Below are 25244 nucleotides of genomic sequence, written 5' to 3'. Positions count from 1 at the left end.
GATTTGCAAGTCGACCTTCTGCGCGACGGTGGACATGGCCTTGAGCATTGTCCGCAGGTCGTCCTCCGGGATTTCCTCCGCCGCCGGTGAGTCAATGAACAGTAGGCCGGGATGGCGGCCGACTCCGTCGGTGTGCCCGATCTCAATCAGTGCGATGGCCGCCGCGATCTTAATGCGTAGCTTTTCCCCGTTGACCAGCCCGCTGTACCCGACAGCGTCTTTCCCGCCTTTCTTGATCTCCATATTGCCATTGCCTTTGAGGGTCACGGACGTAAGGTTCGTGGACCCGAACTGTCGCGCGAGGCGGGCGATCGCGACCGACACGGACTCCAGCAACGGATCCTGATCTTCTTTTACCCAGTTCTTCGTCAGCTTAGAGGCAGCTGAGAGGACGAGATGCTTTTCGTCGTCCACCGGCGACGGCGGTTCTGGACGCGTCGCCTGCCGTAATGTCTCCAAGGCGCTCTCAGCGCGAGCCACCTCAAGCTCGGACTGAAGCCGCGCCCGTGCGGACTCCAGGCTGCCTCGGCTGCGCTGCGCTGCTGCCTCGGCCTCCACCCGGGAACGGTCGGCGGCCCGAACTTGCTCCTCCAGGCGGCTGATGTCCTGCTCGGCCTCGGCGATGGCAGCGTCAAGGGCATCCACCGGATCAACGACCTCACCCTCGCCGTCGTCGAGTGCCGTGACCACCCCGCCGGACGACGCTGGTACGGGCGCGCCGTCTTCGCGTAGTTCGTTGAGCTCGAGTTCGGTCCTGCACATGGAGCACTCGTGATCGGTCACCTCGGCCGCGTACCGCGCTGCCGACACCGCCGCCGAACACCGCGGGCAGGCCTTCGGAGCCATTCCGTTGAACAAGCGGCGAGCTACCGCGTCCTCCTCGGCCGCGTGCAGGCGTATCTGCTCAGCGCGCAGCTGCGCCTGTACGTCCGTCAACGCTGTGCGGGCCACCATCAGCCGCATCGAGAGCTCGTGTGCCTCCCGCCCCCGCGTAGCCGCCGCAGCTACAAGCGAGAAGACCGCATCCACATCCGGCTCAGACGGATCGAACGCGTTCAGTGAAGCCGTCGCCGTCCGGAGCCGGGCCTCTGCTTGGGCCAAGGCCGCTGTCGTCACCGAGGCCGCCGTGCGACGCTTCTCCGCAGTTCTTTCCCGCTCGAACTGCGTCGCGTTCAACGCGGTCGTGACCTGCGCATCCACGGCAGCCCAGCGCGTGCCGACAAACATCTGCAGAATCCTGGTCTTCAGCGTGTTCTCGTTACCCACGATCGGATCGAGCTTGTCAGCCCGCACCGTCAGCGCCGCTGCATACGACGGCCACGCATGTTCCGTCTCGACGCCCTTGGAGAAGACCGAGATGACGTCGAGGCGCAAGCGATCAAGCATCACCGACCCCATCAACGACTCGAACTCGGCGTGCCCCGAGAAGGACCCCAGCACCGCTTGAGCCGCTGAGATCCTCTGCGTCACCGTTCCCGTCGGCGCTCCGTCTTGAACGTCGAACTCGACGAACAACGGCACCCCGTCGACGTGAAACTCCACGAAGACATGGTCAACCCACGACAGGACGTCCTCCTGCAAATGGGTACGACCGGTCAGCGCCCACATCGCGAAGTGCAGCACCGATGACTTTCCGCGGAGATTGCGCTCACTACCAACACCGTTGACGCCATCTCCGGGCGTCCAGTCCAAGCTGATGGGCGCTCTCTGCATCGCGGCGTCCAGAGCCTCCGCGTCTGGCATCTCCGCGTCCGGCTCCTCGGCTGCCGGCGCCTCCGAGTACACCTTCTCCCCGGTTACCTTTACTCGCCGCACCCGCAGCCGAGCCGGGACACCGCGGGACGCCGTCGAGGAGACGTCGGCATCGAGCAGGATCTTCTCGACCCGGCTCTGGTCAATTGGCGTGCCCCGACGCGCGAGTTCTTGTGCGACCGCGTCGCCGAGCTTGCTCATGCCTGTCCTCCTGCTCCGGCGGCCGGTGTGGGGCCGACCGTGGCCCTGATGGTTTCGAGACGCTCACGTACAGTCGAATGAATGGGGGCGATGTTCACCCCGAGCTTCGTGCGCGCATACTCTGCCTGCTGGTACTGACGCTTCTTGAGGGTGCTCCCGTTGTCGCCACCCGCGGCAAGGGCGACGAGTTTCACCTGCTCGGGGTACCAGGAAAGCACCTTCTCCTGTGCGAGGTCGTCCACTGCGGCGCGACCGGCGGCGGTCAGGAAGAACTGGCTACGTGCGGTCTTCTGCACCCCGCCCATACGCCGTACCAGCGCCAGCCCGTAGGCGCTGAGGATGGAGAACGCGTCATCGATCGCCTCGTAGGCGCCGTGGCGCCAGCGGGGCATCGGGTACCAGCGAAGGTCGGGTTCCGGGCTGTTGAGCAACTCCTCGACAACGTCCAGATAGCGGTCCGGCAGATCGCCGTTCTCCACCTTCGTGAGCAACTCGCCAGCCAGGTAGTCCGGGTTGCGCAGCCAGAAGTCTAGGGCCTGCAGACGAAGTTCCGCTCGGATGACGGCGATGCCTTCCGAGGGGTCGCTCTCCTTCGTCGGCTCCCCGCACTCGTTCAGGATGGCCAGCAGCCGGACGGCGTGTTGCATCACCGTCGCCTCTGGTCGGCCCCCAGATTCGCCGGCGCTCGGTTGCGTCATGGCTACTACCGCACCCCTTCGTCATACGAGAGTCGTCGCCCGCCGATCCAACGACCCAAGTGGACATCAAGAGACGCGATCGGATCGATCGTCTTTCGTCTCGAATGCGACCGCCGAAGAGGCGTGTCGTTCCGCCAAGGCGGAGGCGTTGCCAGTCGTTGAAACTCCCGGTATCGACGGCTCTATTCGCGTGGCCTGCGACGGGTCCGAGTTAGCGCTGGGTAAGGCATCCTCTCCCGAGCGGGTGGACCCACAGCCTTGGCAAAACGTGCGGCCGATCGCATAGCGCGTAAGTACGTGAATGAAGTATGGCCGACCAGGCATCGGGCGATGCGCCCGTGAAGTCTCGGAGCGGGAGGGCGCAGCCGCCAGGCATCGGGATCTACGTACTCGTCTAGAATTGCGACACTTGCCATAGATGTGATGGCATGTGCCTGATATTGAATGATAATATTGTAAATAGGTATAGGCAGTAGGCCGATCTCCTCTCCCGCAGCAACAGCCATCTCCGGCGAAGTGATCGCTTGCCGAGGCCAATACCAAAGCGGGACCGGCGGCACGCCAGCATCTGCAAGCGCTCGGCTCAGCCCGATGAAGCACACTTCGCGGGAATCAACGAGGGTGCCGTCCCAGTCGAAGTTGAGGACCTCGTAGCCGGTGCCATCAGGCGTTGGCGCATGGGTTTGGCAGCAGTCGGCAGTCACTCGACAGAAGCAACCGCATTGAACCCCCTCACTTCTTCGAGCGATCGGCCTACCTCCGCGCTTGCGCCGGGGACGTCCGCCACGGTCCCGGCGATCCGCGCCGTCGTCAAGCCGCACGGCTGCGGCCCCGTCCGGGGCCGGCCTGCCCCGGCTCGCTTCGCTTAGCCCGGGTCCGCTTCGCTCAGCCCCGCCCCGCTGTGACGGGGCTCGCCGGTCTGGCTTGACCCCGGCCTGCGGCCCGGCCGGTGATTTCGTGGCCGTCCCCGGCACGGGCGGCGCTTTGTCCGTCTGTGTGCCGCTCGATGCTGCGGCCCGCCGAGGGCGACCTCTATATCTCCGACGAAACGGATGCGTCATGCCCGCAGCCCTGTCCCATCATCACCATCCCGCGGCGATCGAACTGCTGCACGTCCGGCCACGGCAGCTGCTGACGCAAAACAGCAGGCTGCGTCGAGATCGCATCTACAACTGGACCCTGCCAGCCTGGGCCGGGCGCCTGCCTGACGGCCGTACCTACAACACCTGTCCCAGCGCCGGGATTTGCGCCAAGGTCTGCTACGCCCGCGCCGGTGCCTACCGGTTCTCCAACGTCTTGGCCCGCCACGAACGCAACCTTGCTTACGTCCTCGACGACCTCGTCGGCTGGACCGCCCAGATGATCGCCGAGATCAACCGCAAACGAGTGGGCACCATCGTGCGTATTCACGACGGTGGCGACTTCTTCGCCGACGCCTACCTCACCGCGTGGCTGACGGTCATGACCCATTGCTCCAGCAGCAGATTCTACACCTACACCAAGGAAGTGAATCGTTTCCGCCGGCTCGTCGAGCCCAGAGCGCTACGCAACTTCAAATGGGTCTACAGCTACGGCGGCATCCAGGACATCCGGCTCAACCCTGCCCGTGATCGCGTCGCCGACGTCTTCCCGACCGCCGCTGACATCGTTGCCGCCCGGTATCACGACCAGTCCGCAAGCGACTTGCTGGCCGTCGACGGGCCGTCACCTGTCGGTATGGCGGCCAACAACATCCCGCATTTCCTTAAACGGCAAGGCGACCGGACGTTTCGCACCTGGCAGGCAGAAACCAACGCCCTGTTCTCCAGGCGTCGACGACAACCCGCGAGCGGCCAATGACGGAGGCCGTACAGGCTCTGGCAGCTGAGGATGTCGCTGCCCGATCCGGATCACACGTCGACCTTCGGCCGGTGGAAGCGTGCCTTCAGATCGCCGCTCACCTCTGTGCCAGTGGCATCGAGGTCGGCGTGGCTGCGACGTAGGCACCGCCCGAGTGTGCTCAGACGCGAATCGCGCGATTGACGGTCGGGTCCCTGGCCCCAGCTCTGCTGATTGCAGCAGGCGTGCGCTGACCCAGGCCCAGGCCCAGGTCCGGGACCACCGTCTGGCCGTGCTGCCTGACCTGCGCCTCCTACCGTCCCGGCCCTGGCCCGGCAAGGGCCCGGCGCTTTCTCGCCCCAGCCTGCGTCGTCGTAAACGCGCCCAGGTGGCGTGCTCGTGCAGGCGGGGCGCGCCGGGCCCTTGCCTGGCGGCGGGCATCGGGGCCGGTCGGGCGACGGGGTCAGCACGGCCGGTCGCAGGGTGTTCCCGCGATCTGGTCCGGGCGAGCACATGTCGCGTGGGCGGCTTCGTCTCGCATCCCGGGTGGCGGTGCTGACGTCCGTGGTCGGTTCGTCAGCGAGGAGTTGTCCGGTGTCGGAGAAGAAGTGGGACGTGGCGGTGCGTTCACGTGCGGAGGTGCTGGGCCTGGTGCCCTACCTGCTGGGGTATCACCCGAAGGAGAGTGTGGTCGCGATCTTCCTGGACGCCGTACAGGACGTGGCGTGCGTGAGCCGGCTGGACCTCACGGCGCCTGCGGCGGTGGCGGTCCATGAGTGGTCGCGGGTGAGCGCGCAGCAGCCGGCCGGGGCGGTGCTGCTGATCGGCTACGGCCCTCGGGACGCTGGCGCGCAGGTGACGGTGGTCGCGGATGGGCTCGCCGCGCATGCGCCGGTTGTCGAGGTGCTGTTGGTTACCGAGGGTCGCTTCTTCTGCCTGCGGTGCCCTTGCGGGGACGCGAGCGGGGTGGTGTTCGATCCGGCAGCGACCGCAGTGGCCGCGCGGGCGACGCTGGCCGGCCGGGTCGCCTTGGGCTCCCGCGACCAGCTGATCGCTCTCACCGCTGCGGATCCGCTCGAGCAGATCCGCCTGAGCGCCGTGCTCGCGCAGCCGAGTGCCGGGGCCGACGAGCCGGGGCCGGTGCTGGCGTACGGGCTGGAGGTGGCCGCCGACGGGCAGCGGCTGCCGGACGAGCAGGCGGCCCAGCTGCTGCGCCTGTTGCGTCACCGGACGGTGCGTGATCTGGCGTGGGAGGCGACCGGGGACCTGATGTGGCAGCGCGACCTCTGGCTCGATCTGACCCGCCGCGCCCCCGCCGGGCACATCGCGGCCCCGGCAAGCCTCGCAGCCTGGTGCGCGTGGCAGCGAGGGGAACACACCCTCGCCAGCGCCGCCGTCGACCGCGCCCTGGCCGACGATCCCGGCTACCTGATCGCCCAGCTGCTCGACCACGCCCTGCGGCACGGGCTACGCCCGCAACAGCTGTTTCCCCACCTCGCGCCGGATGGTGGCGTGGCTACGGCGGGAGACCCTCGATGAGCGACGTCGGGCTGGCGATCACCACGGACCCCGAGCTCCGGGCTCGGCTCGCCGAGGCCGCGCATCGCGCCGGTGTCTTCCTGCACGTCCAGAACGCTATCGCCGACGCCGGCGAGCGGTGGGAGTCCGCGGAGCTGGTGCTGCTCGGCGTCGACCAGGTACCCGCGGCGGCGCGGGCCAGCCGTCGCCGTGTGCGCGGAGAGTTGATCGTGGTCGGCGCGGACCTCGACGCCGAGGTGATGGAGGCCGCGGAGCTGGTCTGCGCCGCCTACCTCGTCATGCTCCCCGTCGGCGAGGACTGGCTGGTTGACCGCCTGCGTCCGTTCAGCGCCCCCGTGATCGAGCAGCTGCGGGCGGCGCGGTTCACCGTCGGGTACGCCGACCACGGCGAGGCCGCCGAACAGGGCTTCGTGCGGCCGTTGGGCTGGCGCGAACACGCCGACGAAGTTCATCGGCACGTGTACGTGATGCTCTCCGACATCGCCCGCGGCGAATGCCGAGCGGGGCAGTCCAGCACGGTGCAGCGCAGCAACATGCGCAGCCTGCACCGGGTGTTTCCCGACGTGTTCACCGACATGGCATTCAGTAACGTGACCGTGCTTGGCGCCTTCGTCGCGGACCTGTCGCCCGAGGTGGTGGGCGTGCTGTGTCGGCTCGTCAGCGAGTATCTGGTCTTTGACGAAGACGACCTCGTCGAGCTGGAACGCCAGGAGGTCCTCGACTCCTGGCAGCAGTGGATCTCCGCCGACATCCACCGCTCCCTCGGCGACCACGCGAGCACGGTGTGGGATGACCTCGACGACGAGACCCGCGAGCAGCTGTGGTGGCAGGTCGTACATGGCACTGGAGCGTGGCCGGAGCACGATACCCGCACCGTGCGCTGGTCCCTGGGCCGGCTGACCTCCGCCTACGCGGCCCGGTTGATCGCCGAAGGCCGCCGTCAGGCACGCGAACAGCGGCGGATGGAGGCCGTGCGGTGAGCCGGATCCTGCTGAAACTCGCCGAGATCACCCTGCCGGTCCGGCTCACGCAAACCCGGCGGCGGCCCGTGCGCTGGCAGGCCGGCCTCTACGACAGCGACCTCCAGCCGCTGCTCACCGCCGAAGCCGCCACCCCGACCGACGCGCGCGAAGCGCTGGCTGCCAGGACAGCTGAGGCGCTGGTGCTCATGGATCTCAAACCGATCCTCGTGATCGGTGGCGGCCCGGACTACGAGTCCTGCCTGCACGTCATCAATCCGGAGCCCGACGGGTGCGTGGTCTACACGATCCGAGACGGCTACCGGACCTCGTCCTGGTACAGCAAGCACAGCCGCGCGCACTTGCTCGCCGAGGTCCTCGACCACGTCAGCGGCACCCCCACCGTGATTCACCTCTAACAAATCCGCACGGCCGCGCCTAACGCGCGACACCACCCTTTCCGCTTCCAGGGCCGTCTCCGGCTCGGTGCCCCGCTTGTCCTCCCCAGCGGCGGCACCGGTCCGGGGCGGCCCTTTTCGTGTTTCCGGAGCCCTTCATGCGTTCACGCTCGCTGACCCAGCCACCGCTGCCCGCCGTCGTCCGGGAAGCCCTGACCGGTGCCCGCATCGACGGCACCCGCGTGCACCTCACCCAACAACTCCCGCCCGAGGACTACCGCCAGGTCGCCTCCGTCCTGGCCACCCTCGGCGGCATCTGGTCACCCACCCAGCGGGCCACCCTGTTCCCCGACGGATCCGACCCCCACACCCTCATCACCGCCACCCTTGCCAAGGGCGTCGTCCCGCTGCACCCCCGCGCCGCCGAAGGCTGGGTCCGCACCCCCGACGACCTCGCCGACGACCTGTGCGCCTACCCGAACAGCGACCTCGCCGAGCTCCCCGCCGGCTCCGCGGTCCTCGAGCCCTCCGCCGGCATCGGCTCCCTGGTCGCCGCGATGCTGCGCGCCAACCCCCATCTCGATGTGGCCGCGGTCGAACCGCACCCGTCCCGCGCCAGCGTCTGCGCAGCCCTCGACCCGGCGATCACCGTTCATGCCGAAACCTTCGAGGCCTTCGCCGCCCGCACCACCGCCACCGGCCTGCGTTATGCGGCGATCGTGATGAACCCGCCGTTCGCCGTCCCGCATGACAAGAGCATCTGGGTCGAGCACCTGCGCCTGGCCTGGCATCTGCTCGCGCCCGGTGCCCGCCTCGTGTGCGTCGTACCGGCCAGCATCGCCACCGGACCCCGCTACACGGATACCCGGGCGTTCGTCGAGCACCATGGCCGTCACCAGCCGATGCCGTTCGAGGCCTACAAGCCCTCGGGCACGACCTTCGCCACCCGCCTGGTCACCCTCACCAAACCCGTCACGCCCACCGGCAACGACGCCCTGTTCGCCCCGCCCCGGCTCGCGGTGCCCCAACGTGTGGACGAGCCGCAGCTCACCGGCCAGGCCGCGGTCACCATGCCGGTCCAGGTGTGGTTCGACGCCTGGCGGCGCCGTGACCGGGTGCTGCGCTACCGCGGCCGGTGCATCGTCTGCGGCTGGCTGCTCTGGGCCTTCGACGACGGGGACAACGACCCCCGCGGCGCACTCAGCGACTTCACCGCCGGGTTCAGCCTGGATCCCACCGGCTACGACCTCACCGGCCCCGAGGTCGGGCTCTGCAGCGGCTGCGCGAACGACGCCGAGCGCTACCGAGCCGGGTGGGCCATGGCCCGGACCCACTGGAGCGAGCCCGTGATCATCCCCGCCGTGGCCCCGGCCGCCTAGCCACCACGAGGCTCCCTCGATCCACGAGGCTTCGGCTGGAGGCGAGATTAGCGGGCCAAGGTCGGCGATCGTCTCGCGCAGTACTGTATGCGGCCACCACCAGTCGGGACGTGCGCCGATCAGATCCCCGACACCGCCGACCGAGGTGGTAGCGGCTGGGCGGAACGAGCAGCGGGAGGGCGGTGGGATGCCGCGCGGGGCGCGGGCCGCTCGCGGGGTGGCTGGCCCTCGATCCTGGACGGCCGCGACTGGCCCCGGCACAACCCCGGGCCCCGCTCGCACCGGTATCGGAAAGGGCAGCAGCAGGACGGGGCCGGGGTTCGTGCGGGTCTGCGCCGACCGGCCGTCCCGGGACGGATCGGGCCAGCACCGCCCGGCGGCCACCGCGCCGCCGGGCGGCTCGATCTTCTTTGTGTGAAGGACGGATCCGTTTATGACCACGACCGTGCTGCCCGCTACCGCCGCCGATGACAGCGATCGTCCCCGCCACGGCGAGCTCGACGAGACCGCCGAGGGTTTCGCCGGCCTGCCCGGCTCCACCGTGGGGCCGTTGTTCGCCACGCAGAGCGCGCTGCGCTTCGACTACGTCGACCCCGCCCAGTTGATCGACAACCCGCGCAACCTGCGCACGAGCATCGCCGATGTCGAGGACCTCAAGGCGTCGATGGCCGTCGTCGGGATCCTCTGTCCCCTGGTCGTGGTGCCGGTCACCGAGCACCCCGACCAGCTGATGATCATGATCGGGCACCGGCGGAAGGCCGCCGCTCTCGCGCTGGAGTTCCCGCTGGTGCCGTGCATCGTCGCGCCGGACGAGGGCGCCGCTGCGGGCATCATCGCGCAGCTGGCCGAGAACGGTGACCGGGTCGGGCTGACCGCGACCGAGGAGGCCGAGGGTTTCTACCAGCTCACCCTGCTCGACTGGTCGGCGGAGAAGATCGCGAAGGCCCGCAACACCAGCACCGCGAAGATCAAGCAGTCCCTGTCGTTGCGGGCGCTACCGGAGGCCGCCCGCACCGCCGCCGATGCCGGGGCGCTGACCTTGGACGACGCCGCCCGTATGGCCGAGTTTTCCGACCAGCCTGCCGCCATGAACCGGATCTTGAAGGCCGCCCCGGGGTGGGGGTTTCGGCACGCGGTGGCCACCGAACGCTCGAAGCAGACCTATGCGGCGGCCAAGGAACGTGTCAAGGCCGAGCTGGTCCTGGCGGGGGTGAAGATCACGGGGAAGCCGAAGGGGTTCGGTTACCCCGATTGCCCGGCCGTCGACGCCCGCCAGCTCGAAGATGCCGCTGGTGAGCCCCTGGATGTCGAGCAGGTGCGCACCGCGCCCGGGTTCGCCGCGTTCATCGACAAGAACCTCGACACTGCGCGGGCGGTCGTCTACTGCGTCGACCCGGGCGAGTACGGCTACACCAAACGCCAGCCGTACGGGCACCGCTCGGCGCTGTCGGACGAGGAGAAGGCCGCCCGGGAGCAGGCCGAGGCCGAGAAGGCGGCGCGCCTGGAGGCGCTGACAATCGCTTCCGGGGTGCGCGCGGAGTTCTATCGGCAGACCTACACCGCCACGAAGATGATCCGCAAGCTGTTCCCGTACGCGCTGCGCGACGCCGTCGCCGGCACCGGGGGCTACTTCAACGACGTCGACGACCTCTACCCCGCGCTCGGCGGCGTCGACGGGGACGCCCTCGCCGTGGCGAAGGAGGATCTGCTGCGCCGCTGCCTGGTGGCGAAGTGGATCGTGCGGCACGAGCGCAACCTGCGCCAGGCCAACGACGGCTGGAGCGGCTACCTCGACGACGATGCCGCCGCGCTGTGGCTCGACCTGCTGGTCGCCGACGGCTACGCGCTGTCCGACGCCGAAACGGCGCTGCGCCGCGACGTCACCCCCGACCCGGTCGTCGAAGCCGACCCCGCCACCGAAGACCTCGACGACCCCGAGGCCCCGGAGGACGGCGAGAGCACGCCGGAGGACTTCGCTGCTGACGAGCTCGTCGACGAGGACGGCGGCCAGGGCGAGGAGCTGGCCGAGGTCGTGGCCTTGCCGACCGCCGCCGAGGGTCCCGAGTCGCTGGCGGCCTGATCAGCCCACCCCACCGCGGCAACCCGCGAGGGTTCGGGCCGTCCTCCACGCGCTCGCCTCCCTCTTACTTCTTCTCTTTCTTGTCTTCCGCCAGGGCGGGAGATCTGCACCCGTTCGCGGGGTGCGGTTCTCCCGCCCTTTTTTCGTTTCTGGAGACCTCTTGTGTCTGTCACGTTGACTGATCTGTTCTGCGGCGCCGGCGGGTCCGCGTCCGGCGCCGAGCTCGTCGACGGCGTCCGCACGGTGATCGCCGCGAACCACTGGGATAAGGCGATCGCCACCCACGAGCACAACCTGCCGCATGCCGCCCACGACTGCGCCGACATCTCCCAGATCGACCCGCGCCGCTACCCGGCCACCGACCTGCTCTGGGCCTCGCCGGAGTGCACCAACCACTCCCAGGCCAAAGGTGTGCGCGAGGCCGACAAGATCCCCGACCTGTTCGGCGAGATCCTCCCGGATGACGCGGCCGAACGCTCGCGGGCGACGATGTGGGACGTCGTGCGGTTCGTCGAAGCGAAGTGGCTCGCGGCACGGCCGTACAAGGCGTTCGTCGTGGAGAACGTCGTCGAGGTCGTCAAATGGATCCCCTACAGCGCGTGGCGCACCGCGCTGACCGGGTACGGCTACTGCCTGCACACCGTGTACATGAACTCGATGTTCGCCCAGGCCGGCGGCGACGGTGCCTGCCAGTCCCGCGACCGCTGGTACACCCTCGGCCACTTGAAAACGTTGGGCCGGTGCCCGGATCTGCGGCGCTGGACCCGCCCGAAGGCGCGGTGCGAACGCTGCGGGCGCACGCAGACGCCGATCCAGGCGTGGAAGAACCCGAACCAGCAGTGGGGCCGCTACGGCGCCCAGTACGTGTGGCGCTGCCCCGCCACGGCGTGCCGCGGCAACCGCGTCTACCCGAACGTCTTGCCCGCCGCCGCGGCCATCGACTGGGCCCTGACCGGCACCCGCATCGGCGACCGCAAGAAACCACTCGCGGGCAAGACGATGACCCGCATCGAACAAGGCCTCGAAAAGTACGCGCGGCCGATGATGGTGCCCGCCGGAGGCACCTGGCGCACCAGCGCGACGCCGATCGACGCGCCGATGCCCGCCCGGACCACCCGCGAAACCGACGCCCTCGCCATCCCCGACCTGCCCACGCCGCTGGTCGTCGCCTTGGAAGGCCGGGCCACCGTCGCGCACGTGCGGCCCGTCGACCGGCCGTTGCGGGCGCAGACCGGCCGCCACCAGGACGCCCTGGTGGTGCCGATGCGTAACCACGGCGTGGCCCGCCCCGCGCACACGGATCCGCTGCCCACGGTCACCGCGGCCGGCAACCACCACGCGCTGCTGTCCTGGCCCCAGCTGCTCGTGCCGTACTACAGCACCGGCAAAGCACGACCCGTCGCCCAGCCGCTCGGCGCCCTGTCGACCGTCGACCGGTACGGCCTGCTCGATCCGGAGGCCCCGGTACTGGATGTGATGGACTGCCTGTTCCGGATGCTGGAGCCCCACGAGATCAAGACCGGGATGGCGTTCGCCCCCGCCTACACGATCCTGGGCACCCGCCGCGAAAAGGTCCGCCAAGCTGGCAACGCCGTCACACCCCCGGCCGCCCGCGATCTGATCGCAGCCCTGGTCGAGACCATCACCGGCCAGGAACCGACTTTCCGGCAGGCCGACTACTCCCTCGCCGCCGGTCCCGCATGAACGCCGACGAGCACACCCGCGGCGACACCATTTTCACTGTGCGGCATCCGGACACGGTGCTCGTGGACGAGCTCACCGCGTTCCTCAACGAGCGCAGCGAACCGTCGGGCGCCGACACCGTCGAAGTCCTGATGCAGCTCATCGCCGCCAGCGGACGGCCCCTACTCACCCGCCCCACCACCGACCTCGAGGCCGAGGTGGAACTCGACCGCTACGGCCTGATGACCGCACGGGTCACCACCGACGACGGCACCACCGTGCAGGTCTACCAGCCCACCAGCGGGCTCGCCGACCTGCGCATCGACATCACCACCGACGACGGCGACGACCTCGGCGTGGCGATCACCGTCAACGGCCGGCCGGTCCTCGACGCGATGACCTGCACCACCGGCACCACCGTTCCTCACGATCTGCAGCTCAACGGGCCGGTCCGCCGCCGATAGCCGCGCGATCTCGCCAACTGAGGCCCGCGACGATCCGCCGCGCGACCCGCCCCGCCCGGGGGCTGCTGGATCCGCACGGCTTGTCCTGCTACCCGCGAACACGACGAGGAGTTTGTTCATGTCCCTGATCGACTACGAGCCACCGGCGATCGAGCCGGACGCCGAACCGGTGCAGATCGATACCGTGTCGGCCGACCTCGAGTACGGCTCGCACACCTTCGGCCGCCAGCTCACCACCTTCCTCGGCCAGCTGCTGCACGAGCAGATCACCCCACCCGTCTACAGACGCAACCCCAGCGACCGGCGGGCGTGCCCGTACGCGATGTCGTACGAGTTCACCGCCGCCGGCCACCGGGTGCGGGTGGTCGCCTTCGAGGACCCGCGCGGTCTTCCCGCGTACGCGATCTGGCTCGGCGGCGAGCGCGTCGACTTCGAGCTGCCCCGCTTCGGCGAGTACGCCTGGCAGGTCGCCCTCGGCGTCTGGACGGCCATCCGCGACCGCCCACCCGCCCACACCACGACCTGCACCGCCGACGGGGCGGGCAGCGCGGCGGTGCGGTCGTGACCCGGCCAACCCGGCAGCAGACGTTTGCCGCGTTCCGGCAGCTCGCCGACATCAACGCCGGGCGTCTGCGCGGGCAGAGCGTGGCTCGCGGCCACGCCGTCATGATCGCGGCCGGGACGCTCGACGACGAGGCCGCCGCGATCCTGCACGCCAGCCTCTACCCGAAGCCCGGCATCACGCTCGGCGCCGACCGGATCGTGTACGTGGCGTCGTGCGACGGCACCCCGGTCGCGTGGGTCACCCGTACCGCCCACGTCGTGCTGCCCGCCGGATCGCTGAGCGCCTACCAGAAGCGTCAGCAGACCTTCGCGGCCGACGCCTTCGCCCAGCTGACCCGCCGCGCGATCCGCATGCTCGCCGCCCTCGCCGACGCCGAGACCGACCGCATGGGCCTCGAGGTCCCGGCCGGCGCGAGCAGCACGCGGGTCCTGGTCGCCGACCGCGCCGATCCGACCGTCGCCACCTGGACCGCGATCAACGCCGACCCCGTCGCCAGCCGCGAGCACCTGCGCACGGTGACCGGCGCCGACCAGGACGTGCTGATCATCGAGGTGATCGGCTACGGCCATTACGGCCGCCACGTCGACGAGGTCGACCTGGAGGTGCTCTGCGCGCTGGAGGCCATCGCCGACAGCGCGGATGTGCCCGTCACGCTCGTCGGAGATTGGCTACACCAGGAGGGTGGCAGCAGCACCCGCGTGCCCGCCGAGGCGTTGCCGGCCGCCTTCGCCGACGCCTACGCGGGCATGTTCCCGCGCTGGAAGGCCTACGCCGCCGTCGAACGCGAGGCCCGTGGCTGGACCACCGTCCTGACCGAGGCCGGCATCCCGCTGGAGCTGTTCGACCTCGACGCCTTCGCCGACCAGCTGCGCCAGCACGCCCGCTACGGGCTGCCCGTCGACGGGCGCGGCATTGCTGTGTTCCGCCGCCCGACCACCAGCGGCAAGGACTAACCCGATGCCCGACACCCTGACGTTGCGCCTCTTCGACGGCGAGCTCCAGGCCCCGCAGACCGTGTCGGCCGACGGCACGGTCACCTACCGGCTCGACGGCGTCCACATGCACGGCACCATCACCTTCACCCCGCACCTTCGCGCCGGCCAGGCGGTTCCCGACCGGCTCGTCATCCGCTGCGGCGCCGGGCAGCATCTCCTCGCCGACCGCCTCCATGATCTGCCCGTCGTCAACGGCGTCACGCTTGTCGGCGGCGCCGACCAACTCGACCTGACCGACCACAATTGGGCCGAGAGGCTACAGCTGACGCCCCGCGACGCCGTCTCATCGGTGCTGGCGGTGCAGGCCGTCTGGTACGCGCGTGAGGTGTGCCGCCACCTCGCGGCCCACTACCGGCGCCTCGATATCCCCAGCCTGCATGCCGCTGCCGCCCGCCACAGCGCCGGCCGGCGGCTGGCCGACTGCGTTCACCAGCAGATCCGGCCCGCCCACGCCCTGTGGACCGAGGTCGGTGGCGAGCTCGCCGCCGCGCAGCAGCTCGCCGCCGAACTGCAGCACCTGTCGGCGCTGCGGCTCCTGCCGACCCCGACCTGTAGCCGGGCTGAGGCTCTCGACGGGGTGTACATCAGCAGCGACGACGACGGCGACTGGCTCACCTGCCCTCGCTGTGACCAGCCCACCGCCCCGATCACCCCGGGAGCCGGACTCACCGGGCTGCTCGCCTGGCACGCCGAGCACCGCTGCCCACCCCGCACGCCCTGACATCCCCGGCCAGGCCCCGCTCGATCCGCGAACCGCCGAAGCCTCCGGCCCCGTGCCCACCCGGAGCGGGCGCCGGCCGGGCCGCCGGATCGCCACTTCGCATCTCTTGTCGCGTTAGGAGCGCCATCGGTGATCACCATCTCGCACACACACGCCACCGGCACCGTCATCTCCGGATCCCGCCGCGGCGACGGCGTCCTGCCCCTCGTCGCCCAGCACGGATTCCGCTACTCACGACAGTCACAGATCATCTACCTGCGCGGGACCCGCGACCGCGACGCTCCGGTCGCACGCATCAACGCCGCCGCCGCAGCGCTACGCGAGCACGGCTTCGCGGTGTCGGTCGAGATCGACGACCAGTGGCGGCCCGCCGCCGAGCGCGAAGCCGCCGCCGCGCACCGAGCCGGTGAACGCGCCGAGCGCTACGACCAGCACGCCGACACCGCCGCCGCCCGCCGTGACGCCCGCCAGCACGCCGCCGAGCAGACCTTGGACGTCATCCCGGCCGGGCAGCCGCTGCTGCCGGGCCACCACTCCTACCACGGTGACCGCGCCCGCCGCGAACGCGCGTTCGCGAACCTCGACGCCGCCCTCACCGCCAGCCGGGAGGCGACCGCGTGGGCCGGGCGCGCCGACGCGGTCCGCGCGCACGCCGCCCGCCTGGAGGATCCGCGGGTGGTGATGCGCCGCCTCGAGACGCTGAACGCTGAGCTCCGCGCCCGCCAGCGCGAGCTCGACGCCGCACCGAGCGTAGAAGACACCGGCGACGCCCCTCAACATCATATTCGCCGCGAGATCGACCGGCTCCGCGAGAACATCGCCCACCAGCAGCAGATCCTCGCCCAGCACGCGGCTGACGGCACCTTCCACGCCTGGGGCCCGCAGAACCTGACGACCGGAGACCAGGTGCGCGGGATATCCGGCTGGCACCGGGTCACGCGCGTCAACCGCAAATCGGTCAGCCTCGCCAACACCGACTGGCCCCAGAAGCTGACCTTCGACAAGATCCACGGCCGCCGCCGCGACGGCCTGCAACTCGACACCCCGGCCGGTGAGCCCTGGCCGGTCGACCTCGCCCGCACCGTCGCCCGCTGGCACCACGTTTCCCACCACGCCACGGGACATGCCGCCAGCAGCCCGGCCGAGCAGCAGAAGGCCCGGCACGCCGACAACGCCCGCCGCCTCGTGCACGGCCTCGACCTGAACGCCGGCGACCAGCAGACCGCCGCGTTCTGGCCCACCGCCGACACCCCGCACGCCCTGCACACCCGACGCCGGCTCGCCGCCGCCTACCTCGCCGTCTACGACCGCCTACAAGCCGGCGAACCCGTGCCCGCCATCGCCGCCAGCCTCATCCCGGACCGCGACGCAGCGGCGTGGACGATGCCCGACGGCGACCCCGTCGACCGCAAACCCGCCCAGCTCACACCAGGTGACATCGTTGTCGGACTGTGGGACACCGGGCCGCACGGCCGCGAGCTGTGGCCCCACTTCCAAGGCCCCGTCGCCCACATCGGCGACCTCGTCGAGCGGCACGGCCGGACCTGGGTGACCGTCACCTTCACCGACGGCACCGACCGAGAAATACGCGCCGACCGCTGGCTCGCCGTCCACCCCACCGCTCGCCAATAACCCTCAGTTCCAGACCGTCGCCACCCCGCATCGCCCGCTCGGCAATCTCGCCGGCCGGGCGATCTTTTGTTTCCAGGAGAGGAACCTGCTGTGCCCGACACCACCCCCTCGTTCGCCGTCGGCGACAAAGTGATCTGCAACCCCGAAGAGACCCCAGCCAAATACCACGGCCTCGTCTTCACCGTCGAGAAGATCCTGCCCGTCAACATCGCGATCCGCCCGCTCGGCGGCGGCCGAGGCCTGCGCATCCACCCGTCACTGCTGCTGCCCGCGCCCGCCGACGGCACTACCCCCGCCGCGAACGCGGTCACCGTCCCGTTCCACCCGATGCTGTCGCCCGGAGCAGCCGTCACCGTCGCCTCGCCCCGCTGGAAAGGCGGCAACGGCCTCTACATCGTCCTCAACGACAACGTCGACACTGTCCGGCTCGCCCTGCTCGGCGGCGACGAGCACCGCGTCTGGACGAAGGTCCCGCGCAGCTGGATCACCGCCGTGGACCAGCAGGCCATCCTCGACGCGGTCGCCGGCCTGCGGCGGCCCGCATGACCCGCCCCACCCCACCCGGGGCTGATCACGACGAAGGCGCCCGACCGGCCGCGCGCAGGGCGCTGCGGGCGGCGGCGCTGCACTACGCCGCATCCGGAATCCCGGTGATGCCCCTGCACACCCCGTACCGGGGCGGCTGCACCTGCACCGCCGGACGTGAGTGCGGCTCGGCGGGAAAACATCCGCACCTGCGCCACGGCCTGCACAACGCCTCCACCGACCCCGCCACGATCTGCTCCTGGTGGGCCAGGTGGCCGCACGCCAACGTCGGCCTGGCCACCGGCACCGGCCTCGACGTGTGCGACGTCGACACCCCCGACGCTCTGCGCCGGCTCCTCGACCTGCTCGACGTCGTCCGGCCCGCTGGACCCCTCGTCCGCACCGGCCACGGCTGGCACCTCTGGTACGCCAGCACCGGGCTGTCCAACCGGGTCGGGATCATCCCCGGCGTCGACTGGCGCGGCACCGGCGGCCTCGTCGTCGCCCCACCCTCGCTACACGCCACCGGACGCCGCTACCGGTTCACCCAGCCCTACATCGGTTCGCTGCCCGGCGTGCCACCGGCTCTTAGACCGCTGGTCGCTCGGCCACGCCGGGAGCCGGTCAGCCGGACCGTCCATGAGGCGCCGGAGATGGGTGACCTCGCCAGTTATGGGCTCGCCGCGTTGGCCGGAGAGATCAGCCGGATCCGCGCCGCACCGCGGCCTGCCTATTCCGGCGGTCAGCGGGTCAGCGCCGGGGGCCGTAACGACGCTTTGGTGCGGGCGGCTTTCCGGCTCGGGCAGCTCGCCGAGGCTGGGAGCCTGGACCAGCAGACGGTGTGGCCGCAGCTGATTGAGGTCGCCCGCGCCGTCGGCCTCTCCGGCGCCCAGGCGCGGCGCACGATCGCCTCTGGTTGGAGGGCCGGGCTGCGACATCCGCGTCCCCCGGCCGAGCGGGTGCGTCGCTGACGAGGGCCACCGGCGGCCTGGCCAGGGACTCTCATATTCTCTGGCCTGGCCGCACGGGTGGCCTGGCAAGCTGCTGGAGTTGAGCTACGCGTGTTCCGCCACCCGTTGCCGCAGAAGGTCGACGTAGTCCGGACGAAGCACGTGCTCGATGCGGGGGCGTTTGCCATTATTGATGGCGCTGACGTAGTCACGCAGGTGCTGGGGATTCTTGCCGGACCATCCGTGGGTGAGTGCCCAGGCCTGCATCGCGTCACCGTTCAGGGAGACACCGGCGTCATGCAGGGCAAGCAAGGCGCCCACAACGACGTTCTTCTCGTGTCCTCGTGCCGCGATGGTGTTGTAGGTGACGCCCTTGGTCATATCCTTCAGCGCTTCCACGACGAGAGGGTCGAGCCCTGGTGTGCTGTCTTCCCATGCCGAGCCGTCGCCGAGAATAGTGGGGTGGGCTGCCAGCACCCAGGGTCGGAGTTTGTCTTCGTTGTAGGTGATGACGCACAGCGCGCGGATCCGGTGGCGGGCGGAATGAACGAGTTCGCTGATGTCGTCCATGTCGGCCCAGGCCATGAGTACCGGGCCGTGCCCGTGAACGTGGGCGCCCCCGCGTGCGGAGGTGCGCCTGACGTTGCTATCGCGGTTGACGAGCTGTTCCAGCTGGGGGCAGTTGCGCAGATTGGACTTCTGGCTCGTCCAGACGGTGAGAGTGTCGCCCTCCTGCATATGCTTGCGGCACCAGGCGATGGCGGCGCTGATGCCCTCGTCGTCATAGCTGGCGACGGCGGTCGGATGGTCCCCGTTGGGTTCGAACATGCTGGTCTTCTGGCTCCTAGTCGGTAGGGATTCACATGTAGAAGGCGTAGCGGGCCTGGGGCCGATCGTGGGGGCCGAGGTAGCGCAGGATCTCGCCGACGCGGTCGGCGGTGCGCAAGGTGATGGGAAGCCTGCCGTCGAGCTGGGTCTGGTTCCAGTTCATTTTGGTCAGCGCCAGCAGCTCTTCAGCGAGCGCTTCAGGGCTGGACTCGGCCTCGACGAAGCGGAACGGCAGTGGCCTGGGTACGTACATGCCGGGATAGGCGTGGTAGAAGGCGATGCTGCCGCGGGTGTAGAGCGTGTGCCGGGTCTTGTCGACGCTGAGCAGGGTGCCGCGCAGCGGCGGGTTGTCGCCGTGGCGGTAGAGGCGCACGGGGTCGCTGGCGGGCAGCCAGAGCATTTCGAGCAGGTCGATGCCGCAGGCATCGGCGGCGTCGCGGAAGCCGGCGAGCTCGTCGCGGGTGTACGACGATGTCTTGTGCAGCACGACGCGGGCGGGCAGGGTGCGGTGCTCGTTGCGGTAGCGGGTGAGGGCGTCGGTGAGCAGGTTCGTGGCGTCGGTGCGGTTGAGGTGGGGCTGCAGGTCGTGGCGCGAGACCTTGGCGGGAGCGCCGCGGACGATGACGCCGTCGCCGCGCTGATTGAAGACCTGGGCGACGCTGGTCTCCAGGGTGGTGTTGTCGCCGTTGCGGAAGAAGGTGATGCCGACGTAGCAGCTGGTCAGGTCACTGGCCTCGCGCGGGAGGCGCCAGGGCACGCCGCCGGCTTTGTAGTAGAGGGCGGTGTGCAGGTTCCAGGCGCGGGTGGCTTCGTCCTGCACGCGCGGTTTCTCGGTGTTGACCGGTTTGAAGGTGGGGTCCCAGGTGGTGCGGCGCAGGACCTGGATCGGGACGTGGTAGCGCATGGCGCGGGCTTTGAGCAAGGCGCGGAAGTCGTCGACGGGTTCGGGTAGAGGGGCCTTCTTCCACGGCGCGTCCGCGTCAACCTCGCGGGTGGGTCGTTCGGCGAGTTCCTCAGGCCGGGCGATGAGCACAACGTCGCAGCCCGGTTCCTCGTCGAGGATGGCGAGTTCGGCGAGGTAGAGCTCAACGGCGGCGGTGACGGCGTCCTGGGCTTTGAGTCCTTCGAGTTGCCGTAGGTCGCGGTCACGGATGGTGCGTTGCAGTCGGGGGTCCCAGTCGAAGCGGGACTGGAAGCCGGTGGCGGTGGCGAAGCCGGGGAACGGGACGAACAGGTGTCCCAGGCGGCTGTCCTTGGCCTCGATCGGATGGGTGCATTTGTCGAGCCAGCGGCGCAGTCCCTGCACGGCGGCCGGGGTGCCGATGATGCCGGCCCGGATGGTGCGCACGGCGGTGTTGGTGGCATCGGCGGGGCCGTAGTCGGTGATCCCGTGACGGGGGTCGATGTGCCGGGCGCCCGCGCCGAATTCCAGGTTCGGCTCGTCGAGGATAGTCAGTTTCATCGCGGCACCTCGAACAGGGCGAGTTCGTCCTCGTCGGCCTCGTTGACGGGGTCGGCGAGGGGTTCGGGCTCGGCGTCGTCGGCGGGCTTGCGCGGGTCGACGCGCCAGGCCTTGTCGTCGATGCCTTTGTCGGTGTCGAAGGTCTGCAGGGTGCCGTAGGTCAGGATCGTGTCGCGGAAGGTGAGGGTGTCGTCGTCGCCGTGAAGGTAGTGCGCCCACATGCGGGTCTGGTGGTAGACCGCCGGATTGCGGTCGAGGCGCTTGATTCCGGCGAGGTACTCCGACAGGTAGTAGGAGTCGTTGCGGCCGTCGCGGGTGTAGTGGTAGGTCGGCACGAGCGCGCAGTGCCAGGTGCCGTCGATGTCGAGGAACTGCCATTCCAACCCGGCGTGCAGGCAGTAGCTGATCTCGGCGGGGTTGTTCTTCTTGTACTTCGGGGTGAAGACCTGCCGGGCACGGCCGCTCGCGCTACGGATGCTGCGTGCGTTCAGGTCGGGTGTCGCCCGCCAGTAGATGATCTTCCTGCCGTCGTGCCAGGCGCAGTCGGCGGCCACGTCGGCGCGCAGGGCGTTGTTGAGCAGCTGCACCAGCCAGCGCTGCCGGGTCTCGTCGCCGTCCCACTGGGCGAGCGGCATCTGCTTGCTTCGCCCGATGATGAGCTTGCCGAGCGCCGACTTCTCCGGGGCACGCCAGGTGTAGATGCGGTCGCCTCGCAGGATGAAGTCCTCGGCGATGGGAAGGTCGGGGTGCTCGGTGCGCTGGCGGCGGAAGACCTCGCGCGGGTCCTGAGTGTCGATGGCGGCGTAGTAGAGGGTGGTCGGGATGGTGACAGGGAGCAGGTTGCTGGTGAGCGTCTCGGGCCGGTCCTCGGCGACTGGGACGTGGGCATCGCCGTGCGGGTCCGCGAGCGCGAGCAGCCGCGGAGCGGCCGAGCGGTCGAACGTCTGGGTGTTCTTGTCGAAGTCGATGCGCCGCGACGCTCGGCGCTCGGGGTCGGCGAACCAGCCCTGCACATGCATCCACCAGGCCTCGCCGGTCTCCGGGTGCGAGCAGACGAGCAGGACCGGCACGGACGCGCTCATCCAGTAGTCGATGTCGGCTCGATCGCACAGGAAGTGGAACCCGTCGGTGTCTTCGCCGGGGAAGCGCCGCTCGCCCTTGCCTTTGCTCTGCACGGACAGAGTGCGGTTGGCGACTTCGCCGGTGACCGCGTTGCGCAGCTCGATCTCGCCGTCGATGCCGGCGTCGGTCTTGCGCTCGTGCCAGACGAAGCCCATCTCGTAGACGCGCTGGTGGATCAGCGCGATCGCACCGTCACCGGTGTGGGCGCTCTTGTCGATCTTTTTCACCAAGCCGTCCTCCGCGTGCCGAGCTTGACGCCCGCCCCGTGACAGGGGCCGGGGCGCGGGACTCAGAGGCTGTCGAGTCCGGCAACCACCATACGGCGGGGGTACGACAAAACTGGCTTTCGTCCATTGCGCGCGAAGCCAATCAAGATCATCCTGGAGGGTCGTGCTCGGCGAGGGGGATTTCGACCTCGATGTTCCAAGAGGCGGCCTCTGAACGATCGCCTGTTGATCAAGGGTGCGTTCTCGCTCATGGAGTCGGGCTTCACGTCCATGGAGCCGGGTTTCGCGTTCGTCGAGTGGGTGGCGCCGCTGGTCGACGGCCCCGCGATCCTCGTCGAGGGCGGCTTGGCGTTGCGCGGCCTGCTGCTCGTGACGATCGGCAGCCTCGGCGCGACGATCCAGCTCGCCAGCACGCCGGTCGGTTTCTCATCCCCGGCACCGCAGCGCGTACGCATTACGTCATCCTCGCCGACCGGGATCGTCCGGGACCCGCCCGGCGAAAGGGCCGCACGGGCCGTCCTAGCCCGGCTTCCGCAGGTGCCGAACCCATTGGCGGCGCTCCTCTCGCTGTAGTTGCGTGCGATCGGGCTCGTGCGGGCGGCCGTGCGATCCGTGTGGTGTCATGGCGCCGCTGCTGAGGCCCTGAAGGTCAGCCCACCCGGGCCGGGGCCTACCAAACCCCGGCAGAACATCTTGGCACCCGTGTCTCGCTGCGCTCGACGCCAAGATCTTCTGCTCGATCAGGGTTTGGCGCCCCGGGCCCATGGGCGGGCTCTGACCGGTCCGTCAGCGCGACACCCCGGACCACCGGCCCTGCGGCCGGACACCTTCGGTTCCGAGCGGTGCCGCACCCGGATCTTCCGCGAGGAGCCACCGCCATGCAGTTCGATCTCACCTTCGAGGGCAACGTCGCCGACCACCCCGAGGTCCGCTTCACTCCGGCCGGCAACGCCCTGTGCCGGTTCCGGGTCGGCCACAACACCCGTCGGCGGACCAACGCCGGCGAGTGGGTCAACGGTCCGACCATCTGGTTCACCGTCACCGCTTGGCGCGAGCTCGCCGAACGCGTGGCCGAGAGCATCCGGATGGGTGACACGGTCATCGTCACCGCCCGCAACGACCTGTCGGTGTTCGCCTACACCAACCGCACGACCAGCAACCCGGCCGCCGACCTCCAGGTCACCGCCGCCAACGTCGCGATCAGCCTGCGCTTCGCCGAGGCCCAGTCGATGCGCAAGCCCAAGCCCGCCAGCGCCAGCGCCAGCGCCGAGCAGGGTTTCGAGGACCCGTGGGACACCCAGGCCGCCGCCGAGCTCGACGCCGAGCCGGTCGGCTGAGCAGCCCCGCGCCGGGCCGGACATCCGGCCCGGCGCATCCGCCGCCCGCCTGTCCCACCTCTCCTCTGGAGCCTTCTCATGTCGATGTTTTCCGTCCTCGTCGAAGGACGTCTCACCGCTTCGCCGACCGCCGGCGCCACCCGCGACGGTCGCGAGTTCGTGCAGTTCCCGATCGTGCACAAGGACCGCTACCGCGACCACACCGGCGCCTGGCGCGACTCGCGCGCGATGTTCTTCGAGGTTCTGTGCTGGGGCGAGCTCGCCGCCCGCGTCCGCAACCTGGTCCGCGGCGATCAGGTCCTGGTCGAGGCGGGGCAGTTGCTGCCGTACCTCAACGACTCCGACCTGCCCGCGTTGAAGATGCAGGCCCGCAACGTGTCGGTGTCGATGCGCTTCACCGAGGCCCACGCGGGCCCGGCGGTGCGGCAGCGTCCCGGCAACGTCGTAGTCACCGCCGACGGCGAGCGCTACGCCGCCGACGTCTACCCCGAGGCGGTCACCGACCGCGAACTCGTCCACCACAGCCGCTGACGACGATGTCCGGGTTCGGCCACCTCCGGGTGGCCGAACCCCGTGTGACGAAAGGAGGCGTCGTGGTGGAGGGCGTCTACATCCCGGCCTCGCATGACGGGGTCGTCTACCGGCCGGGCGCGGTCGAGCGTCATCACGGTGATCTTGTGTGGCCCGGTCGCCTCGTCGTCGAGGGCAGCTGGCCGTACGCGTCGCCGGAATCGTGCCGTGACACCTCGCCCGGCGGGATCTGGATCGGCCCCACCGGCAGCGAGGTCCTGGTCTGCGCCGGCTGCGGCTTGGACGGCACCTGATGAACCAAACGGGCGCCGAGCCGCACCCGCTTCGAAGGGGCTGGCTCGGCGCCGCGCGTCCTCACCCCATGCCCCGTGCCGATGCCCCGCTTTGGCCATCTGAATCTTCACGTCGAAGGAGTTGTCATGGTCGTTGTCGAGCTGGAGGACGCCACGTTCGCCGTGGTGCGCAACGCCGTTCGCCTCGCGTTGCACCAGGCGGTCGAGCAGCTGCGCACGCTGACCGAGGAACAGGTGCTGCACCGCCACTACGGCCGCGAGCTCGAGGCCGCTGCGCTCAACGACCTGATCGCGGTCGCTCTGGAGAGCGTGGACGAGCACCACGACGCGCTCAACACGGTCGACGCGCACCAGCGATGTTCAAGCGGTTAGAGGGTGGCGACGTAGAGGCCGTCCATTGCCTGCTTGGCCGACATCCACAGACGGGCCGTCTCGCTCTGGCCGGCCTGAGCGGCTTTCACCCATTCCGCCGAGACGTACTTGCCGCGGTCGTCGGCCAGCTTGTTGACCGCCGCGCGCAGCTGCGTGCCCTTGACAGCGTTGCCGGTCTTGGTGCCGCATGCGCGGGCCTGGCGCGCGTCTTCGATGTCCGAGCACGCGCCGTCGACGCGGTCGAACACCTCGAACGCGTCGCTTTCCAGTTTCTCCTGGCGTGCTTGCTCGGCGGCGGCTTTGCGGTCCTGCTCGGCCTTGGCCGCTGCCGCCTGCTCTGCGGCCATGCGGTCTGCTTCGGCCTTGCGCGTGGCTTCGGCCGCGGCAACGCGATCCGCCTCGGCCTTACGGGACGCTTCGGCCTGTGCCTGACGCTCGGCCTCGACCTGTCGGGCGGAGGATGCGGCGGACTCGCGCGCGTCGGCGGACTGCTGGGCGGCGAGTTGTGCCTTGTAGGCGGGGGTGGTGCCGTACCACGCTCCCAGTGCGGTGATGCCGATCAGCCCAGCGGTGACGGTTCCTGCGGCGGCGAGCGTGATCTTGGTTGCTGTGCGCACCTCGTCCTCCTCTGCCCTGCCCAGGGGGCGTGCTCTATCCCGGGTGTTGCAGCTACTCCCTTCGGCAGACGACGGCCGAAGCTTCGGCACTTGCGC

General features: G+C 69.7%; 25 protein-coding genes. 19 read left to right on the top strand and 6 right to left on the bottom strand.

The annotated features are described in order from the left end of the window. Both RBH18_RS23040 and RBH18_RS23035 read right to left on the bottom strand, forming a co-directional pair. On the bottom strand, positions 1-1953 hold a 1953-nt coding region (locus tag RBH18_RS23040; RefSeq protein WP_306211094.1), incomplete at its 3' end, for a hypothetical protein. Continuing rightward, complete coding sequence (locus RBH18_RS23035) at positions 1950-2600, bottom strand: hypothetical protein (RefSeq protein ID WP_306211093.1); 651 nt, start codon at positions 2598-2600, stop codon at positions 1950-1952. The genes RBH18_RS23035 and RBH18_RS23040, both read right to left, overlap by 4 nt. A gap of 1110 nt (positions 2601-3710) precedes the next feature. Here RBH18_RS23035 and RBH18_RS23030 point away from each other — a divergent pair. From RBH18_RS23030 to RBH18_RS22965, 14 genes are all read left to right on the top strand, one after another. Further along, positions 3711-4490 carry a GP88 family protein gene (locus RBH18_RS23030; RefSeq protein WP_306211092.1) on the top strand — a complete coding sequence of 260 codons (780 nt, stop codon included), beginning with the start codon at positions 3711-3713 and terminating at the stop codon, positions 4488-4490. 594 nt (positions 4491-5084) lie between these two features. Continuing rightward, positions 5085-6008: a DUF4192 domain-containing protein gene (locus RBH18_RS23025; protein WP_306211091.1), complete on the top strand. Its 924-nt coding sequence runs from the start codon at positions 5085-5087 to the stop codon at positions 6006-6008. Next, positions 6005-6988: a hypothetical protein gene (locus RBH18_RS23020; protein WP_306211090.1), complete on the top strand. Its 984-nt coding sequence runs from the start codon at positions 6005-6007 to the stop codon at positions 6986-6988. Before RBH18_RS23025 ends, RBH18_RS23020 begins: the two co-directional genes overlap by 4 nt. Continuing rightward, positions 6985-7386, top strand: a complete 402-nt coding sequence (locus RBH18_RS23015; RefSeq protein WP_306211089.1) for a hypothetical protein — start codon at positions 6985-6987, stop codon at positions 7384-7386. The genes RBH18_RS23020 and RBH18_RS23015 overlap by 4 nt, the downstream gene beginning before the upstream one ends. Positions 7387-7523: 137 nt before the next feature. After that, positions 7524-8744 (top strand): methyltransferase, encoded by a 1221-nt coding sequence (locus RBH18_RS23010; protein ID WP_306211088.1) that lies wholly within the window; start codon positions 7524-7526, stop codon positions 8742-8744. Between the two features lie 433 nt (positions 8745-9177). Continuing rightward, positions 9178-10824: a ParB/RepB/Spo0J family partition protein gene (locus RBH18_RS23005; RefSeq protein ID WP_306211087.1), complete on the top strand. Its 1647-nt coding sequence runs from the start codon at positions 9178-9180 to the stop codon at positions 10822-10824. Positions 10825-10998: 174 nt separating this feature from the next. After that, positions 10999-12528: a DNA cytosine methyltransferase gene (locus RBH18_RS23000; protein WP_306211086.1), complete on the top strand. Its 1530-nt coding sequence runs from the start codon at positions 10999-11001 to the stop codon at positions 12526-12528. Next, the gene (locus RBH18_RS22995) at positions 12525-12971 is read left to right on the top strand and encodes a hypothetical protein (protein ID WP_306211085.1); all 447 of its coding nucleotides are present in this window, start codon (positions 12525-12527) and stop codon (positions 12969-12971) included. Before RBH18_RS23000 ends, RBH18_RS22995 begins: the two co-directional genes overlap by 4 nt. A gap of 118 nt (positions 12972-13089) precedes the next feature. Continuing rightward, a complete protein-coding gene (locus RBH18_RS22990) occupies positions 13090-13536 on the top strand; it encodes a hypothetical protein (RefSeq protein WP_306211084.1) in 447 nt (148 codons plus the stop codon). Beyond that, positions 13533-14489: a hypothetical protein gene (locus RBH18_RS22985; protein WP_306211083.1), complete on the top strand. Its 957-nt coding sequence runs from the start codon at positions 13533-13535 to the stop codon at positions 14487-14489. Before RBH18_RS22990 ends, RBH18_RS22985 begins: the two co-directional genes overlap by 4 nt. 4 nt (positions 14490-14493) lie before the next feature. Beyond that, a complete protein-coding gene (locus RBH18_RS22980; protein ID WP_306211082.1) occupies positions 14494-15252 on the top strand; it encodes a hypothetical protein in 759 nt (252 codons plus the stop codon). A 129-nt stretch (positions 15253-15381) separates the two neighbouring features. Further along, a complete protein-coding gene (locus tag RBH18_RS22975) occupies positions 15382-16884 on the top strand; it encodes a DUF3560 domain-containing protein (RefSeq protein WP_306211081.1) in 1503 nt (500 codons plus the stop codon). Between the two features lie 90 nt (positions 16885-16974). Continuing rightward, positions 16975-17430 carry a hypothetical protein gene (locus RBH18_RS22970; RefSeq protein WP_306211080.1) on the top strand — a complete coding sequence of 152 codons (456 nt, stop codon included), beginning with the start codon at positions 16975-16977 and terminating at the stop codon, positions 17428-17430. Then, a complete protein-coding gene (locus tag RBH18_RS22965) occupies positions 17427-18380 on the top strand; it encodes a bifunctional DNA primase/polymerase (RefSeq protein WP_306211079.1) in 954 nt (317 codons plus the stop codon). Before RBH18_RS22970 ends, RBH18_RS22965 begins: the two co-directional genes overlap by 4 nt. A gap of 84 nt (positions 18381-18464) precedes the next feature. On the opposite strand, the gene RBH18_RS22960 is transcribed toward RBH18_RS22965, so the two are convergent. Genes RBH18_RS22960 through RBH18_RS22950 form a run of 3 tightly spaced genes read right to left on the bottom strand, consistent with a single transcriptional unit; the run spans position 18465 to position 21998 of the window. Then, positions 18465-19187 (bottom strand): hypothetical protein, encoded by a 723-nt coding sequence (locus tag RBH18_RS22960; RefSeq protein WP_306211078.1) that lies wholly within the window; start codon positions 19185-19187, stop codon positions 18465-18467. A 31-nt stretch (positions 19188-19218) separates the two neighbouring features. After that, positions 19219-20649, bottom strand: coding sequence for an argonaute/piwi family protein (locus RBH18_RS22955; RefSeq protein WP_306211077.1), 1431 nt, complete (start codon positions 20647-20649; stop codon positions 19219-19221). Then, the gene (locus RBH18_RS22950) at positions 20646-21998 is read right to left on the bottom strand and encodes a DUF4365 domain-containing protein (protein WP_306211076.1); all 1353 of its coding nucleotides are present in this window, start codon (positions 21996-21998) and stop codon (positions 20646-20648) included. The genes RBH18_RS22955 and RBH18_RS22950 overlap by 4 nt, the downstream gene beginning before the upstream one ends. Before the next feature lie 225 nt (positions 21999-22223). Here RBH18_RS22950 and RBH18_RS22945 point away from each other — a divergent pair, with 225 nt between their 5' ends. From RBH18_RS22945 to RBH18_RS22925, 5 genes are all read left to right on the top strand, one after another. Further along, on the top strand, positions 22224-22571 hold the full coding sequence (locus RBH18_RS22945) for a hypothetical protein (protein ID WP_306211075.1): 348 nt from the start codon (positions 22224-22226) through the stop codon (positions 22569-22571). 305 nt (positions 22572-22876) lie between these two features. Continuing rightward, entirely contained in the window at positions 22877-23335 is a 459-nt protein-coding gene (locus tag RBH18_RS22940; protein WP_306211074.1) for a single-stranded DNA-binding protein, read from the top strand. 78 nt (positions 23336-23413) lie between these two features. Continuing rightward, positions 23414-23866: a single-stranded DNA-binding protein gene (locus tag RBH18_RS22935; RefSeq protein WP_306211073.1), complete on the top strand. Its 453-nt coding sequence runs from the start codon at positions 23414-23416 to the stop codon at positions 23864-23866. A 62-nt stretch (positions 23867-23928) separates the two neighbouring features. After that, entirely contained in the window at positions 23929-24159 is a 231-nt protein-coding gene (locus tag RBH18_RS22930; RefSeq protein WP_306211072.1) for a hypothetical protein, read from the top strand. Positions 24160-24285: 126 nt separating this feature from the next. Beyond that, positions 24286-24531 (top strand): hypothetical protein, encoded by a 246-nt coding sequence (locus RBH18_RS22925; RefSeq protein WP_306211071.1) that lies wholly within the window; start codon positions 24286-24288, stop codon positions 24529-24531. Here RBH18_RS22925 and RBH18_RS22920 read toward each other — a convergent pair. After that, a complete protein-coding gene (locus RBH18_RS22920; RefSeq protein WP_306211070.1) occupies positions 24528-25148 on the bottom strand; it encodes a hypothetical protein in 621 nt (206 codons plus the stop codon). The two genes, RBH18_RS22925 and RBH18_RS22920, sit on opposite strands and share 4 nt — an antisense overlap. Between the last annotated feature and the right edge of the window lie 96 nt (positions 25149-25244).

The organism is Actinoplanes oryzae, assembly GCF_030757795.1.
In the GTDB taxonomy this organism is placed as follows: Bacteria; Actinomycetota; Actinomycetes; order Mycobacteriales; family Micromonosporaceae; genus Actinoplanes.
Note: the sequence above shows the minus strand (reverse complement) of the source record. Positions and strands in the feature narration are given on the sequence as shown.

Coding starts and splice junctions, on each gene's coding strand:
- RBH18_RS23035 (WP_306211093.1), bottom strand. CDS start 2,600: ATGCAACACGCCGTCCGGCTGCTGGCCATCCTGAACGAGTGCGGGGAG.
- RBH18_RS23030 (WP_306211092.1), top strand. CDS start 3,711: ATGCCCGCAGCCCTGTCCCATCATCACCATCCCGCGGCGATCGAACTG.
- RBH18_RS23020 (WP_306211090.1), top strand. CDS start 6,005: ATGAGCGACGTCGGGCTGGCGATCACCACGGACCCCGAGCTCCGGGCT.
- RBH18_RS23010 (WP_306211088.1), top strand. CDS start 7,524: ATGCGTTCACGCTCGCTGACCCAGCCACCGCTGCCCGCCGTCGTCCGG.
- RBH18_RS23005 (WP_306211087.1), top strand. CDS start 9,178: ATGACCACGACCGTGCTGCCCGCTACCGCCGCCGATGACAGCGATCGT.
- RBH18_RS22995 (WP_306211085.1), top strand. CDS start 12,525: ATGAACGCCGACGAGCACACCCGCGGCGACACCATTTTCACTGTGCGG.
- RBH18_RS22990 (WP_306211084.1), top strand. CDS start 13,090: ATGTCCCTGATCGACTACGAGCCACCGGCGATCGAGCCGGACGCCGAA.
- RBH18_RS22980 (WP_306211082.1), top strand. CDS start 14,494: ATGCCCGACACCCTGACGTTGCGCCTCTTCGACGGCGAGCTCCAGGCC.
- RBH18_RS22965 (WP_306211079.1), top strand. CDS start 17,427: ATGACCCGCCCCACCCCACCCGGGGCTGATCACGACGAAGGCGCCCGA.
- RBH18_RS22960 (WP_306211078.1), bottom strand. CDS start 19,187: ATGTTCGAACCCAACGGGGACCATCCGACCGCCGTCGCCAGCTATGAC.
- RBH18_RS22955 (WP_306211077.1), bottom strand. CDS start 20,649: ATGAAACTGACTATCCTCGACGAGCCGAACCTGGAATTCGGCGCGGGC.
- RBH18_RS22940 (WP_306211074.1), top strand. CDS start 22,877: ATGCAGTTCGATCTCACCTTCGAGGGCAACGTCGCCGACCACCCCGAG.
- RBH18_RS22935 (WP_306211073.1), top strand. CDS start 23,414: ATGTCGATGTTTTCCGTCCTCGTCGAAGGACGTCTCACCGCTTCGCCG.
- RBH18_RS22925 (WP_306211071.1), top strand. CDS start 24,286: ATGGTCGTTGTCGAGCTGGAGGACGCCACGTTCGCCGTGGTGCGCAAC.